Source organism: Streptomyces sp. NPDC051963, from assembly GCF_044593495.1.
GTDB lineage: Bacteria > Actinomycetota > Actinomycetes > Streptomycetales > Streptomycetaceae > Streptomyces.
Window position 1 is genome coordinate 319,167 of sequence record NZ_JBIUCC010000011.1, and the last position, 13,848, is coordinate 333,014.

The 13,848-nt window shown below is 71.8% G+C and carries 14 protein-coding genes; 1 reads left to right on the forward strand and 13 read right to left on the reverse strand.

The annotated features are described in order from the left end of the window. Positions 1 to 26: 26 nt before the first annotated feature. Positions 27 to 1,016, forward strand: coding sequence for a UDP-glucose 4-epimerase GalE (gene galE / locus ACIHFB_RS40030; RefSeq protein WP_365283459.1), 990 nt, complete (start codon positions 27 to 29; stop codon positions 1,014 to 1,016). On the opposite strand, the gene ACIHFB_RS40035 is transcribed toward galE, so the two are convergent. The 13 genes from ACIHFB_RS40035 to ACIHFB_RS40095 form a co-directional block, all read right to left on the reverse strand. Further along, entirely contained in the window at positions 961 to 2,082 is a 1,122-nt protein-coding gene (locus ACIHFB_RS40035; RefSeq protein WP_365283461.1) for a glycosyltransferase family 2 protein, read from the reverse strand. The genes galE and ACIHFB_RS40035 overlap by 56 nt on opposite strands. After that, positions 2,079 to 4,676, reverse strand: coding sequence for a class III lanthionine synthetase LanKC (lanKC, locus tag ACIHFB_RS40040; RefSeq protein ID WP_400129463.1), 2,598 nt, complete (start codon positions 4,674 to 4,676; stop codon positions 2,079 to 2,081). The genes ACIHFB_RS40035 and lanKC overlap by 4 nt, the downstream gene beginning before the upstream one ends. Before the next feature lie 12 nt (positions 4,677 to 4,688). Further along, a complete protein-coding gene (gene mpaP, locus ACIHFB_RS40045; RefSeq protein WP_400129464.1) occupies positions 4,689 to 6,350 on the reverse strand; it encodes a daptide biosynthesis intramembrane metalloprotease in 1,662 nt (553 codons plus the stop codon). Continuing rightward, the gene (locus ACIHFB_RS40050; protein WP_365283467.1) at positions 6,347 to 7,093 is read right to left on the reverse strand and encodes an ABC transporter permease; all 747 of its coding nucleotides are present in this window, start codon (positions 7,091 to 7,093) and stop codon (positions 6,347 to 6,349) included. The genes mpaP and ACIHFB_RS40050 overlap by 4 nt, the downstream gene beginning before the upstream one ends. Then, entirely contained in the window at positions 7,090 to 7,842 is a 753-nt protein-coding gene (locus ACIHFB_RS40055) for an ATP-binding cassette domain-containing protein (protein WP_365283469.1), read from the reverse strand. Before ACIHFB_RS40055 ends, ACIHFB_RS40050 begins: the two co-directional genes overlap by 4 nt. Further along, entirely contained in the window at positions 7,832 to 8,032 is a 201-nt protein-coding gene (locus tag ACIHFB_RS40060; protein WP_365283471.1) for a hypothetical protein, read from the reverse strand. Before ACIHFB_RS40060 ends, ACIHFB_RS40055 begins: the two co-directional genes overlap by 11 nt. Positions 8,033 to 8,106: 74 nt before the next feature. Continuing rightward, a complete protein-coding gene (locus ACIHFB_RS40065; protein WP_365283473.1) occupies positions 8,107 to 8,295 on the reverse strand; it encodes a hypothetical protein in 189 nt (62 codons plus the stop codon). A gap of 43 nt (positions 8,296 to 8,338) precedes the next feature. Further along, entirely contained in the window at positions 8,339 to 8,515 is a 177-nt protein-coding gene (locus ACIHFB_RS40070) for a daptide-type RiPP (RefSeq protein WP_210593605.1), read from the reverse strand. A gap of 37 nt (positions 8,516 to 8,552) precedes the next feature. Then, positions 8,553 to 9,704: a daptide-type RiPP biosynthesis dehydogenase gene (gene mpaC / locus ACIHFB_RS40075; RefSeq protein ID WP_400129465.1), complete on the reverse strand. Its 1,152-nt coding sequence runs from the start codon at positions 9,702 to 9,704 to the stop codon at positions 8,553 to 8,555. Between the two features lie 23 nt (positions 9,705 to 9,727). Continuing rightward, complete coding sequence (mpaD, locus tag ACIHFB_RS40080) at positions 9,728 to 10,987, reverse strand: daptide-type RiPP biosynthesis aminotransferase (RefSeq protein ID WP_365283477.1); 1,260 nt, start codon at positions 10,985 to 10,987, stop codon at positions 9,728 to 9,730. Continuing rightward, the gene (gene mpaM, locus ACIHFB_RS40085; RefSeq protein WP_400129466.1) at positions 10,984 to 11,817 is read right to left on the reverse strand and encodes a daptide-type RiPP biosynthesis methyltransferase; all 834 of its coding nucleotides are present in this window, start codon (positions 11,815 to 11,817) and stop codon (positions 10,984 to 10,986) included. The genes mpaD and mpaM overlap by 4 nt, the downstream gene beginning before the upstream one ends. Beyond that, a complete protein-coding gene (gene mpaB / locus ACIHFB_RS40090; RefSeq protein WP_400129467.1) occupies positions 11,814 to 12,794 on the reverse strand; it encodes a daptide biosynthesis RiPP recognition protein in 981 nt (326 codons plus the stop codon). Before mpaB ends, mpaM begins: the two co-directional genes overlap by 4 nt. Next, positions 12,794 to 13,762 carry an LLM class flavin-dependent oxidoreductase gene (locus ACIHFB_RS40095; protein ID WP_400129468.1) on the reverse strand — a complete coding sequence of 323 codons (969 nt, stop codon included), beginning with the start codon at positions 13,760 to 13,762 and terminating at the stop codon, positions 12,794 to 12,796. Before ACIHFB_RS40095 ends, mpaB begins: the two co-directional genes overlap by 1 nt. Positions 13,763 to 13,848: the final 86 nt, after the last annotated feature.

Sequence of the window (13,848 nt, forward strand, 5' to 3'; positions counted from 1 at the left end):
GCCAACTGACGAGGGGACGGCCGCACATGACCTGGCTGATCACCGGCGGCGCCGGTTACATCGGGGCGCACGTCGTACGCGCCATGACCGAGGCGGGCGAACAGACAGTCGTGTACGACGACCTGTCGACCGGCATCGCCGAGCGCGTCCCGGACGGCGTCCCGCTGGTCGTCGGTTCGACCCTCGACGGCGAACGCGTGGCCCGCGCGCTCACCGACCACGCCGTCACCGGCGTCGTGCACCTGGCCGCGAAGAAGCAGGTCGGCGAGTCGGTGGAACTGCCGCTGCACTACTACCGGGAGAACATCGAGGGCCTGCGCGTCCTCCTCGAAGCGGTGACCCAGGCGGAGGTCCCCTCCTTCGTCTTCTCCTCCTCCGCGGCGGTGTACGGCACGCCGGACATCGAGGAGGGGGCGCTCGTCACGGAGGAGACCCCGTGCGTGCCGATGTCGCCGTACGGCGAGACGAAGCTGGCCGGCGAATGGCTGGTCCGCGCGACCGGCAGGGCCACCGGCCTCGCCACGGCCTCCCTGCGCTACTTCAACGTCGCGGGCGCGGCCGCACCGGAACTGGCGGACACCGGCGTCTTCAACATCGTCCCCATGGTCTTCGAGAAGCTCACCGAGAACGCACCCCCGCGCATCTTCGGCGACGACTACCCGACCCCGGACGGCACCTGCATCCGTGACTACATCCACGTGGTGGACCTGGCGGAGGCCCACGTGGCGACGGCCCGCGCCCTTCAGTCCTCCCCCGGCCGCGACCTCACCCTCAACATCGGCCGCGGCGAGGGCGTTTCGGTCCGCGAGATGATCGACCTCATCAACGCCGTCACCGGCTACGACCGCCCCCCGACCGTCACCCCCCGCCGCCCCGGCGACCCGGCCCGAGTCGTCGCCTCCGCCGACCGCATCACCGCCGAGCTCGGCTGGAAGGCCAGGCACGACATCCACGACATGATCACGTCGGCGTGGGAGGGATGGGTGCGGCTGCATCCGGGGGCGGCGCGCAGCTGAGCGAGGACCGGAGCTTCTCGGAGCCGAACACCCTCTGGTCTGCGGCCAGTCGGCTCGCCAGCCGCCGCACCACGGCGAGCTGGGCGGTGGCATGTTTGTGGAGCAGCTCGTCGAAGGTCCGCGCGTGTTCCGGTGAGGAGAGGAACACCGGGACGGCGAGCAGGTAGCCGCCGTGCCGGGGGACGATCAGCGGGGCAGGGCCGCGTCCGCCGTCGGCCGGCAACTCCTCGGGGCCGGGGACCTCCGGCGAGCCCTGCGGCGTGACGAACTCATGGCTGCACCGCAGCCGTTCGATGCGGTCGCGGCTGTCCTGCTGCGCGGCGGCCTCCAGAGCCTGCTCGGTCTCGGGGTCCGCGAGTGCCTCCTTGACCCGGCGGGCGAGGCGGGCGTCACAGGTGTGCAGCAGCGGGGCGAAATGCCCGGGGGCGACACGGTGGCGCCGGGTGACCGCGCTCTCGTAGACGGAGACGGTACGGGCGGTGGTGGTACGCGGGCGGTGCCCGGCCTCGGTCAGCCGCACCAGCAGGTCCCAGTCCTCCAGGCCGGAGGTCACCCGCCAGCCGCCGACGGACTCCACGAGGCCGCGCCGGTGCGCGAAGCGGCTGGGCTCGAACAGCGGGTCCAGGTACTGGAGTTCGGGGTGCCAGCACAGGTCCCACCAACGGCTGCGGCGGGTTACCCGGCCGTCGTCGTCAACGGCCGTGTAACCGGTGACGGCGAGTTCGGCGCCCTGCTGGAACAGACGATGCAGCTGGTGCAGATGGTCGGGGCGCCAGATGTCGTCGTGATCGAGGTAGGCGACGTACTTTCCCCGGGCCCTGCGCAGCCCCTCCTGCCGGGGGCCGCTCGGGTGGCCGGTGTGCGGCAGCTCGATCACCCGGACGCGGGGGTCTCCCACCCGCACCGCCACCTCGGCCGTGTCGTCCGTGCTGCCGTCCGAGAGCACCAGCAGTTCGAAGTCGGTGACGCTCTGCGCGAGCGCGGAACGCAGCGTCGGCAGGATGCGCGCCGAGCGGTTGTACGTCGGACAGATGACGGTGAACAGCATCTGATCGGTATCGGTCATCGCGGGCTCTCCCACAGCGGCAGGGCGCATCGGGCGTCGCGTACCGCCGCTTCCGCGACGACGAGGCCGGCGAGGCCGGTACCGAGGTCGAGAGAGAGCTTCAGCGCCTCGTCGCCGAGGGCGATCCGGTGCGGGCCGAGCGGGGTGGTGTGCCAGGCGGCCTCCTCCAGGGCACGCCGCACCGCGATCTGCGAGGCGGGCTCCTCGGGGGCGACGGCGAGCAGCAGCTGGATCAGGCCGAGGCGGCCGTTCATCAGGCCGTTGTGCGCGGCCGTGGTGTGCTGGGCCAGGGTGGTGATCCGGCGCAGGGGTTCGACGAAGCGGTCGTCGCCGGTCAGCCGCACATGATCGTGCAGGCCGAGGCCGAGACCGGGGGCACCGGTGCCGATGCCGGTGCCGAAGGCGGGGAAGGCGGCCCTCACCGGGGAGGCGCCGGAGGTGAAGCCGAAGCGGGTCGCCTCCAGGTCGAGCAGCCGCTCCGCCAGTCGCCGGTACTCGGGGTTGCCGAGCGCCACGGCGGCACGCAGTGCGAACACGGCGATGCCCGCCGCCCCGTCGACCAGACCTGCTGCGATCCGCTCCTGTTGCGGCGGCAGCAGGTCGGTGAGCCGGGCGGCGAGGCGGTCGGCCGCCGTCAGCTCACCGGTGTCCAGCAGGTGGGCCCCCAGTCCGCTCAGACCGGAGCCGAGAGACAGATCCTGAACGGACTCGGCCGACCGCACCGCGCGTTCTCGGCAGTACAGGGCCAGCTCGGGGTCCCACTCCCGTACGGCGTGGGCGATACCCGCGAGTCCGCCGTGGAAGCCGACCGGTATGTCCTCGGTGGCGTGCACCCGGCGGCGCAGCCAGTCCACGTCCTCGGGGTCGGCCTCGCCACCGCAGCGGTGCAGCGCCCACAGCACTCCGGCTGCGCCGTAGGCGAGGCCGAGTCCGCCGCCCGGCTGAAGGAACTGGCGTACGTCACCGGGGTACAGGCGGTCCTCACGCCCGGGGGTCCGCCAGGCGCGCAGGGCGTCCGCGAGGCGGTCCACGTCGAAGCCGTCCTCGGCGGGCGGCGCGGACACCGCCACCGGCTCGGCGGCGCGTGCCAGGCGTCGGCCGGCGGGCGCCACTTCCGACACCTGCCCTCGGGAAGCGCCTGCGTCCGCAGCCGCACACGGGGACGCGAACCCGGCCCCGGACACCTCACCCGACGGCGCCAACTGCTCGGTCACCCCCGCGAAGTACTCGTCGCCCACCCCGAACCTCTCGGCCGCGGCCCGGCACAGGTCGGCGGCGCGTTCGGCACCGAGGGGCAGCAGGCGGGTCATCGGCAGCAGCAGCCCGATCCGCATGCAGCCGAGCGCGTACCGGTCGACCGCCCGGCCCTGGTACCCGGCCGGGGCCCGGTAGCCGAGGACGCCCATGGTCTGCCGGTAGCCCTCGAGGTCCCGGGATGCGGACTCGAAGTCGATGAAGTGCACCCGCTCCGCCTCGTCGACCACGATGTTGCCCGGGTGCAGATCGCCGAAGACCCAGCCCCGCTCGTGCATCCGCGCCACGGTCCGGGTGACCTGCCCGATGAGGTCCGCGATCCACTTGGCATAGGCCTCGGGGGACAGCGAACCGTCATGGCTGATGAAGGGGTTGCGCTCCAGGGCGAGGTCCATGAGGGTGCGGCCCTCGATGTATTCCCGCCCGAGGAACTTGTGCTCGACGCCGTCCACATAGGCGTCGACGGCCGGTACACCGGACAGTCCGGCCAGGTCGGTGAGGGCGGCGCGTTCCGTCTCGAGGCGGGCGATGGCATCGCGGCCGCTCTCGTCGAGGCCGCAGTGCGGGCGCGCCTCCTTCAGCAGGATCTTCCGTCCGGGGCTGTCCTGAGGCTCGGCGAGGTAGACACCGCCGCCGTTGGAGAAGTGCAGGGCGCGGCTGACCGTGTACGGGAAGTCGGCCAGTCGGCGGCCGTCGCGCGCTCGCAGCGACTCCCGCAGCACCTCGGGGAGTTCGGCCCAGCTCGGCGGGTGGAAGCCGGGGCGGCGCTCGTCCGGCACGAGCTTGCCGTCGGGGTCCTCGATGCACTCGATCTGCCGACCGCTCTCGTCGGTGATGCGGCGGGAGACGAAGGCGCCGTAGCGCACGTAGAGGGGACCCTCGTGGTAGCGCAGGTCGGACAGGATCGTCGGGCCCTCGCTGCCGCCGATCAGCGCGTCGAGTTCGCGCAGGGTGGTGGCCAGCGCCTCGTCGGTGGGCGGGTAGACGGTGACGAACTTGCCGCTGCCGCCGCGGTCGGCGTACTTGCTGTTGCGCCGGCTGAGGGTGGCCGGGCCGGCCAGCGTCTTGAAGGGGACACGCTGCTCGAAGCAGTACTGCGAGACACGGTCGAGGAGTTGCTCGGCGTTGCCGGCGGTGGCGCTGACGTGGATCTTCCAGCCCTGCCACATGAGGGGCAGATCCGCGCGGGAGTACATGATCCACTCCGGGAGCACCGTACGGGTCCAGCCCTCGGGCAGCGGTGCGCGGTGCAGTGGGAAGTAGCTCTCCGGTCCCTCGATGTCGCGCTGCTCGTAGAACGGTGAACCCGGCCGGCAGTACTGGAGGTAAGTGAGGTACATGTCTTTGCCCTGTCAGTGGAACGGCAGCACGAGGCGCTCATAGGCCCAGCGCGGGAGGGACATCGACCGGGAGTGCAGTCGCGCGCTGCCGCGGCCGGGCCTCATCGGCCCGTCGAGCCGGAGGGAGTAACGCTTGCCCTGGACGCGCACGTTCTCGGTGGTGACCGGCAGCAGCCCGCCGAGCGGGACGGAGGTCCTGTGCGCGTCGGGCGAGCTGATGGTCGCGGTGCCGAGCGTGCGGCGCAGCATCATTCCGGCCTTCTGGAGCTCGACGCGGTCGCCCGTCCGCACCGGCCGGAGTTCGGGGCCGGAGGGCACGTAGAGGTAGACCGTGCCGTCCCGGCGGATCTCGTACGCGGCGACCTGGCTGCTGGACACGTGCAGCTGCGTGCTGCCGAGGGCCAGTGCGACGACGCCGACGACGAGCAGCGCGAGCCGCACGGGGCGCGGCCGGTTGCCGCGGAAGGACTTCACCAGGCCCGCGCCGGCCTTGAAGACCATGAGCAGCAGCATGCCGGCGATCAGGCTGGACAGCAGGGTGCCGAAGTACCCCAGCGACATCAGCGCGTCCAGCCACTGGCCGAGTCCGCGGACCACGAGGACCACCGGGGTGACCATGCAGCCGAGGCCGAACAGCGGCAGCCAGCCGGGCCCCTTGATCCGGTACGTTCGGCCGGACAGCAGGGCGACGAAGCCCTCGCGCAGCGAACCCAGGGCGGCGTCGCGCAGGTTCGGCCGGTTCAGGTAGCTCATCAACCCGATGTAGCCGTCGAGCTTGACGAACGGAACGAGGTTGATCACCGCGGCGGCCGCGTTCACCAGGGAGAACAGCATGAGCGCGTCGCCGACACCACCCCGCCCCACGACACCGGCGGCGCAGGCCGCGGCCCCGCTCACCCCGGCCTGAACCGCGATTCCCGCCAGGGAGACCTTGGCCCGCTGGAGGTGGTTGAGCCGCCAGGAGTCGGAGACGTCGCAGAACATCGCGGGCGAGAAGTAGAAGAGCATCACGCCCATCCGGCCCGGACGCCCGCCGTAGTGGGCGAGCAGACAGGCATGGCCGAACTCGTGGGCCACGGTGGTGAGGAACACCCCGGCGAACACCGTTCCCAGAGTGGCCGGCGACACCGGGCTGCCGAGCACCGCGACCACGTGTGCGTGCTGTCCGACGAGCACGAAGGCGCCGGCCACGGCGAGTGCCACGACCAGCCACCCCAGCGTCCGGGGCGAGGCCAGCCGTAGGGCGTTGATCCGCCGCGCGGCGGCGTCACCGGAGCGCAGCACGGCCAGCTGAAAGGTCAGCGGCGGTACGTACTTCACCCGTCGGATCTTGCGATGGCGACCGCCGGGCCGGTCCTGGGCGGTCCCGGCGAGCAGCTGCGCCTTGTCCAGCGACCGTACGGCCGTGTGGACCAGTTCCGGTGTCCACGGCTTGCCCAGCCGCTCGGCCAGGCCCTGTGCGTCGGCTCCGTCGAGTTCCCCGGCCAGCCTGGCCAGGTCGGCGCCGATACGGAAGTACTGGTGCTCGCCGCGCTGCACCACCCAGGGCTCGCCGTCCGCGACGGGAGGGTGCACCCGTATGCCCGTGTTGAGGCGCGGGCGCTCCAGGTGCGCGGTGCCGTCCTGCTCGGCCGGCTCCTCGGAGCGCCGACGCCGCACCTGGGCAAGGTTCATCCGATGTCCCTGCGGCGCAGGTCGGTGCGTGCCGCCACGGCGAGTACCACGACCCACAGCACGGACACGGCGAACGCCGCCCAGATCGGCAGCAGGTCCGGCTTGGGGTCCCGGTACAGCGAGCTGAGGGCGATGGTGAACAGGTACTGCGCCACCTCGGGAACCAGGCGCTGCACGGCCGGTTCGATGCCGAGCATCAGCACCAGCACGGCAAGCACGGCAAGCGTCTGGTGGCGCACCAGCCAGCCGACCGTCAGTCCGAACACTCCGGACAGCAGTACGCAGACCACGACGCCGAGGAGGGTCTTGGTGCACTCCCCGTTCCAGACCAGGTCCTGCTCACCGGAGCGGGCCGCCAGGGCGTGGTTGGCCAGCGCGCCGCCCGCGGCGACCACGGCGAACAGGGCCGAGGTGCACACTGCGGCCACCAGCTTGGCGAGGAAGACCTGGCCCCGGCCGCCGTAGCTGAGGACGGTGCGGGCGAGGGTCCGGCCGGAGACCTCACGGGTGACGATCAGGGCGCAGGTGATCGCCGAGAACAGCATCAGCATCATCCAGCCACGGATGATGTCGCCGGTCACGGCGCCGGAGGCCATGGCGGCGGCGTTGTCGCGGCCCTGGGTGTAGTAGCCGTAGCCGGTCAGGGCGCACCACGACGCCCCGCCGGCCAGGGAACCGATCAGGGCCCGGCCGGTGGTGACCTTGGTCAGTTCGGCGCGGGAGAGCAGAGCGAGCCGGCTCATGCAGCAGCCCCTTCGACAACCTCGAAGAACCGTTCTTCGAGCGGGAACCGTCCGCCGGCCGTGAACTCGTGCAGCGAACCGGTGTGCACGATCCGGCCGCGGTCGAGGAGCAGTACGTCGTCCACGGTGTTCTCCATCTCTCCGAGCTGGTGGCTGGAGACCAGCACCGTCTTGCCGGAGACGGCCATGTTCCGGATGAAGCGGCGGATCCAGCGGATGCCGTCCGGGTCGAGGCCGTTGGCCGGCTCGTCGAGCATGAGCAGCTCGACCGTCGGCACGAGCAGCGCCGTCGCCAGGCGCAGGCGCTGCTTCTGGCCGGTGGACAGGCGGGCACAGCGCTGGCGTTCGTGGCCGCGGAGCTCCACGAGGTCGATGACTTCGGCCGTCCGGGAAGCGGGCACACCCAAGGCCCGGGCCCAGATGGTCAGTTCCCTCTGGACGGTGGCCGCCGGGAAGAAGCCGATCCCGTCCATGGCCACGCCGACCCGGTGTGCGTGCTCGGGGCCGGGTGCGGCACCGAAGATCTCCACCGTGCCGGAGTCGACGGTGGCGGTGCCGAGCAGTGACTTCATCAGGGTCGTCTTGCCCGCGCCGTTACGGCCGAGCAGGCCCACCACACGGCCCCTCGGTACCTGGAAGGAGATGTCCCGCAGTACCCGCCGCTCGCCGAAGGACTTCGACACGCCGGCCACCTGGATGACCGGCGGCTCGGCGGGCGGAACGGGCTGGGCGCACCGGTCAGTTGTCACGGCGAAGCACCTGCACCAGCGCCCCCAGGCAGCCCGTGGCGATGAGGATCCCCGCCGTCACCAGCGGATAGCGGACCCAGCCGCTCCATGTGTCGCCCAGCAGCAGTACGGCGATGACACCGCCTGCCGCGACGAGGGCGAACAGGGCCAGTCCGGAGGCCAAGGGGGCCGTAGTGCCTTGCTCGTTCATGATTCTCCAAGCTGTCGTACGAATGCCGGGCCGGCCGGGGCACCGCGCGTTGCCCCGGCCGGCTCGGCCTTTGATCAGGTGGCGACGATCGCGCTGACCGCCGTGTAGGCGGCAGCGGAAGCACCGGCAGTCGAGATCACGGCGGCGGTCGCGCCGAAGCCGGTGGATACGCCACTCCAGAAGCCGGGGGCCTCAAGCGTCTCCAGCTCCTGGAGCGCCAGCTCCAGACCGGACTCCTGGAACACCGCGTCGGTGCTCTTCATATGGCTCTCCTTGGGATACAAGGTGGGGCTGATGGGTCGGTGATCAGGTGGCGACCGTGGCGGCCGTCAGGGCCCAGCTGCCGTAGGCGGCTGCGCTCGCGGCCGTGACGCCCACACCGACACCGACGTTCGTCCACAGGCCCGGAGCCTCAAGGGTCTCCAGCTCCTGCAGACCCAGCTCGAGAGCGGCGCTCTCGTGCGCGGTCTTCATGTCCAGCATGTTGTTCTCCTCCCCCCTCTGACGAGGTGTGATCAATTCACCCGCGCGGTACGCGGGAGTCCGAGTGCGCGATGCGCAGTTGGCCGAGCATGCGGCGCAGGTCCTCGGCGTCGAGCCCGGCCAGCATCGGCAGCCCGCCGCCCCACATCCGCAGGCAGGACCGGACGACGGCCTCGATGTCCACGTCACTGGGCAGTAGGGCCGGAGCGACACCGAGCAGGTCCAGCCAGGCGGCGAACCCCTCGGCCGGGTCCGCGGGCACAGCCGCGGGGGTCGCGGCGCGCAGAGCCGACCAGGTACGCCCGACCCGCTGTGCACCCACGGCGGTCCGGTCCGCGAGGTGACTCCAGTAGCCCGGCACCAGGTTGGCCAGGGCCGTCATCTTCCGGACGCCGAGGTGGTGCGAGAGGTTGTTGGCGAGGAACCAGACCTTGACCGTGAACGGCATGCGGTCCCGCAGGAGTTCGACCCGCTGCGTGGCGAGGCTCAGGTCCGCGAGCTCCGCGCGCTGCCCCGCCGTGGCCGTGCCCGTCCCGCTGATACCGCTCAGCACCCCGGCCACCCGGGCGGCCGGCCTCAGCGCGTGTTCGTCCGTGTCCGTCCACGGCCCCTCGCTGCCGACCACGGGTCCGACGCTCCGCAGAATGATCTCCAGACAGCCCTCCACGAGCAGCTGTCCCGACAGGCCCTCGGTGCACCGTGCGTCGAGCAGCGCAACGTCCGGTTGCAGCGCCAGGCTGGTCAGGGCCCGTTTCTGCCCCCGGTGCACAAAGCTCACGATGTTGCTGGCCTCGGCAGCCGTACCGAGCGTGGTGGGTACGGCGACCAGCGGCAGGGGCCGCGGGCGGTCCGGGCCGATCACCCAGCCGCCGCGCTGCGGCGCGGACACGATCCGTGCCGTCAGCGGATCGGCCACGGCCAGGGCGAGCTTGACGGTGTCGAGCAGCGAGCCGCCGCCCACCGCCACCACCAGTCGTGTCCCCGCCAGCCTGCCCGCCAGCAGCTCGGCGTCGGCGAGAGTCCGCGGCCGGTGCACGGGAAGCGGGCGGACTTCCACCCCGCTGTCCGCGAGCAGCCGACGGCACTCGGCCAGACCGGGGTTGGAGTCCAGGGCCGCGTCGTGGGCCAGCGCGACCGGGCCGCCGCCACCGGTGGCGAGTTCCGGCAGCACGTCAAGGCCCCGGTGCACACGGCACCTGTTGATCAACGCACTCATGCCGTGGCGGCCTCGGCCTGTGCGTCGATACCCGCCCGGACCGCGGTGAGCAGTTCGTCGACCTCCGTGGCGGAGTAGGTCAGCGCCGGGATCAGCTGGATGCCGTGCGGACCACCGTGCACCTGGGCGCCCGCCCGGCGGATGTGCCGGATGAGGCCGGGCACGTACGCCGGTGCGAGCGGGGCACCGGCGTCGAGCGGGTCGGCGAGTTCGACGGCGCGGAAGCACCCACGCCCGCGCACCGCGCGTACCCGCTCGTCGGTGTGCTGCCAGGCCGCGAGCCGTGTGTCCAGGGCGGCCGCGACCGCACGCCCGGATTCGACGGCCTTGAGACGGTCGAATTCGTCCAGGGTGGCTGTCACGGCGGCGGCCGTCACGGCGGTGCCCGCCTGGGTCTCGCCGTGCAGCAGCAGGGCTCCGGTGGACGAAAAGCGCCTGGCGATCCGCTCGTTCACGAGCAGGGCGGAGGCGGGCATCGTGCCGTTGGTCAGGCCCTTGGAGGCGATGACCAGGTCCGCCGGCCGCTGCCAGGTGTCGGAGGCGAACATCTCGCCGGTGCGGCCGAAGCCGGTGGCCACCTCGTCCGCGACGAGCAGTGCGCCGCTCTCGTCGGCCAGGACGCCCAGCTGTTCCAGGAAGGAGTCGGTGAGTTCCACCGCACCGTTGCCGAGCTGCGGCTCCACCACGACCGCGGCGATCTGCCGGCCCACGGCGGCGAACAGCTTGCGCAGCGCCTCCTCGTCGTTGGCGTCCACATGCCGTACGAGACGCGTGTCGACGCCGTAGCCGCGCTGGCCCAGGTCCTCACCGGTGAGGGCGTGCGCACCGAAGGTCAGTCCGTGGTAGCCCTCGTTCAGGCCGACCACCAGCTTGCGTGCGGGTTCCCCGCCGAGCTCGTGATACTGCCGGGCCAGCTTCATGACCAGGTCGTTGGCGCTGCCGCCGGAGACCGAGAAGATCACCCGGGCGTAGTCGTGCGCGTGCGCCGCGAGCAGTCGCTCGGCGGCCTCGCGGGCGGGCGCGTTCTCGTAGCGGAAGATGCCCGCGTACGAGTGGGTGTGCAGGGTTTCGGCGACGGCATGGGCGATGGCCTCGTTGCCATAGCCGAGGTTGGCGTTCCACAGTCCGCTGGTCCCGCACAGCACCTCGTTGCCGTCGGCGTATCGGACGCGGTGCCCGGCCGCGCCGACCACACAGATGCTGTCCTCGTCCGCCTCGGCGAGCGGCATCATCATCGGCCACAGGCTTCCGGTCATCGTGCCCCCTCCTTGCGCGCGCGGATCAGCGAGGCGGCATAGCGCTCGCCGGGCAGGGTCGCGATGTGCTCGACGACGAGCCCGGCCGCCGTGAGATCCGCGAGAAGTTCGTCGAGGGGCAGGACCCGGATGTAGGAATGGCAGACGGTCCTCGGCCACTGTGGCCCGCTGTCCGGCCCGACGACCACGGTGTAGCGCCCGCTCCGGTCGGGCGCGACGAGGTCGTGCACCAGGTAGACGGCTCCCGAGGCGCCGCGGACCTCCAGCGTCCGCTCCGCCAGGTCCCCCGCGTCCGCACCGATCTGAGTGTTCGTCAGGACGAGGATGCCGCCGGGTGCCAGGTTCTCCCAGGTCCGTCGGAGCATGGCCTGCCGCTGTGGCCGGGTCAGCAGCGACACCGAGGTGGTGCCGAGCACGGCCGCCGCAACGGGCCGGGGGGCCACGTAGTCGGTGATGTCCCCCTGAATCGCCGTGCAGCGTGCGGCGGTCGGGACAGGCAGCCGGTCGAGCCGGGTGCGCAGCAGGTCCAGCATGGCCGCAGACAGGTCGACGGCCAGGACCTCGCGGCGCAGAGCCAGCAGGGGCAGCGTCAACCGTCCTGATCCCGCTGCCAGTTCGAGGATGGTTCCGGAGCCGGTCGCCCGCACCTCGCGCAGGATGTCCTGCACCTCGGAGGGGTCGCCGAGGGTGAAGTCGTGGTAGATCTCCGCGCCCCGCGGCTCGTACATGTCACAGACCACGGTGCCGGACGGCAGCCCGGCCACCGTCTGCGCTGCGGACGTGCCGGCGTACTGGGCGGGCAGCGCGGGGACCGGCGATGTCGCACTCATGTCGCCGCTCCGACGGCCGCGGAGCCTCGCTCCAGGAAGGTGCGCGCCTGCGCCCAGGCGGCGCTGTCCTCGCCGGACTCCGGCTGGACCAGGGCGCGTTCCAGCGTCAGCGCGGCCTCGGCACCGGCCTCGAAGGTACGGCCGCCGACGGGCTCGTAGACGAAGTACGTCTCGCCGGAGCGCAGCAACACCGGCGCCTCGGGCAGGGCCAGGTCCGGCGCCTGGGCACCGGTGTCCAGGTGGCTGTTGAACCGCAGGCCGAAGCCGGAGACCTCGCAGACCTCGTGACCGCGGGCGCGCAGCGACTGCAACGCCTGAACGGCTGAGTGGTATCGCCCGAGCCAGGTCCGGCCCGCCACCTCCTGCTGGAGGGCGGCGTCGACCGGCAGCCGCTCGGGGCCGAGCCCGGCGGGCTCGGCCGGCGCCCGGTTCCGGCCGGACCTGCTGAGCACAGGACCCGGTGTGCCGACCCGCGCGCCTTCACTGTCCAGGTAGAGCCGCAGACCGGGGCCGTCCACGGGGGCCGCGCCACCGGCCGCCGCCACATCCGCGAACTGCACCGCCGGGTTCGTCAGTACGTCCGGCCAACTGCCATCGGCGAGCGCCGCGTCCGCGTCCGCGAGGAACGCCTCGACGTCCTCCCGGTCGGTGAGCCGGACAGCGGTGGGCCCCAGCAGGACAAGGAAACCGGCGATGCTGTACGCCTGGATCTGGAGGAAGAAGTCCTCGCCGATCTGAGCCTCGGCGCCCGGCTCCACCAGCGAGCCCTGATACGGCACGACGGCGGCCACGCCAGGGGCCTCGCAGCCGGACGGCGCGAACACCAGGGTCTCGGGTCCCACCAGTCCTTCGGCGGTGGCCCGTTCAAGGGCCCGCGCGTCCTCGGTCACCACGGTGGCCGCACCCTGCTCCGGCAGCCGCAGCCCGAAACCGCGGCCGGTGATCCAGGACATCAGGTGCTGCTTGTAAGGGGTCATCAGGCGACTGCCCTCTCGAAGTGCCGCAGGAGCACGGCGAGTTCACGTACGGCGACCTCCGGGCCGTACACCGCGGACACCCCAGTGGTGTTGAGGACGATCTCGTCGACTCCGGCGTCCCGGTACGCGAGCAGCTTCTCGGCCAGCTCGTCCTCGTCGCCGTAGAGGAAGCCGTCGTGTGCGACGAGCTCACGGGCGTCCACGGCCGGGTCGCCGGTGATCTCGAGCCCGCTGCTGCGCAGCATGCTCTGGTAGTGCGGCAGCGACAGGTGCGGTCTGTTGCTCGCCAGCGCCAGCTGTACGGGATCCCGGTCGTCGGCGGCCAGGGCCACCGGCGCGATGGCCACGATCCGTGGCCTGCCCTCCCGCTCCGCGCGGCGCGCGCCTTCGGAGATGGCCGGGGCCAGTGTTCCGGCGACGTAGGCGGCCGGCGTCAGCCAGGTGATCGCCGCGTCGGCCACCTCGCCTGCCACCCCCGCCGCGCCCTTGCGCAGTACCCCGAGCCCGACCTCCACCTGCGGCGCAGGGTAGGGCTGCAGCTGTCCGTGCACCTCGAAGTGCTCACCGGAGACGTCGAGTTCCTCGCCGTCGAGCAGCCTGCGTACGGCGCCCAGGTACTCCCGACAGGCGCCCAGCTGACTGGAGTACTCGCGGCCGAGGACCGACCGCTGCAACTGCAACGCCCCCGCACCGAAGCCGGCGACCACGGGCTGACCGGTGGTCAGAGCCAGCGAACGCGCCTGCACCGCGGCGTCGTAGGGGTGCCGGAACGGCATCAGGGAGACCCCGAAGCCCATCGGGAAGCGGAAACCCGCGCCCGCGAGGTAGCTGTAGACGTGGTAACCCTCCGTCAGGAGCCCTTGGCCCTGCCACAGCCGGGCAGCCGAGGACCAGGTCACCAGACCGGCGAACGGAAGCGCCTGCTCGGGCCGTTTCGGAACGAACGGCAGCATTACCGAAGTCTTCATCAACCCAATTCCATCGAGCAGGCCGAGAAATGGTCCATGAGGACGTTTATTTCCGGGCAGCAGAACGAACACGGCACGACATTTGA

Coding starts and splice junctions, on each gene's coding strand:
- galE (WP_365283459.1), top strand. CDS start 27: ATGACCTGGCTGATCACCGGCGGCGCCGGTTACATCGGGGCGCACGTC.
- ACIHFB_RS40035 (WP_365283461.1), bottom strand. CDS start 2,082: ATGACCGATACCGATCAGATGCTGTTCACCGTCATCTGTCCGACGTAC.
- lanKC (WP_400129463.1), bottom strand. CDS start 4,676: ATGTACCTCACTTACCTCCAGTACTGCCGGCCGGGTTCACCGTTCTAC.
- mpaP (WP_400129464.1), bottom strand. CDS start 6,350: ATGAACCTTGCCCAGGTGCGGCGTCGGCGCTCCGAGGAGCCGGCCGAG.
- ACIHFB_RS40050 (WP_365283467.1), bottom strand. CDS start 7,093: ATGAGCCGGCTCGCTCTGCTCTCCCGCGCCGAACTGACCAAGGTCACC.
- ACIHFB_RS40060 (WP_365283471.1), bottom strand. CDS start 8,032: ATGAACGAGCAAGGCACTACGGCCCCCTTGGCCTCCGGACTGGCCCTG.
- ACIHFB_RS40065 (WP_365283473.1), bottom strand. CDS start 8,295: ATGAAGAGCACCGACGCGGTGTTCCAGGAGTCCGGTCTGGAGCTGGCG.
- ACIHFB_RS40070 (WP_210593605.1), bottom strand. CDS start 8,515: ATGCTGGACATGAAGACCGCGCACGAGAGCGCCGCTCTCGAGCTGGGT.
- mpaD (WP_365283477.1), bottom strand. CDS start 10,987: ATGACCGGAAGCCTGTGGCCGATGATGATGCCGCTCGCCGAGGCGGAC.
- mpaM (WP_400129466.1), bottom strand. CDS start 11,817: ATGAGTGCGACATCGCCGGTCCCCGCGCTGCCCGCCCAGTACGCCGGC.
- mpaB (WP_400129467.1), bottom strand. CDS start 12,794: ATGACCCCTTACAAGCAGCACCTGATGTCCTGGATCACCGGCCGCGGT.
- ACIHFB_RS40095 (WP_400129468.1), bottom strand. CDS start 13,762: ATGAAGACTTCGGTAATGCTGCCGTTCGTTCCGAAACGGCCCGAGCAG.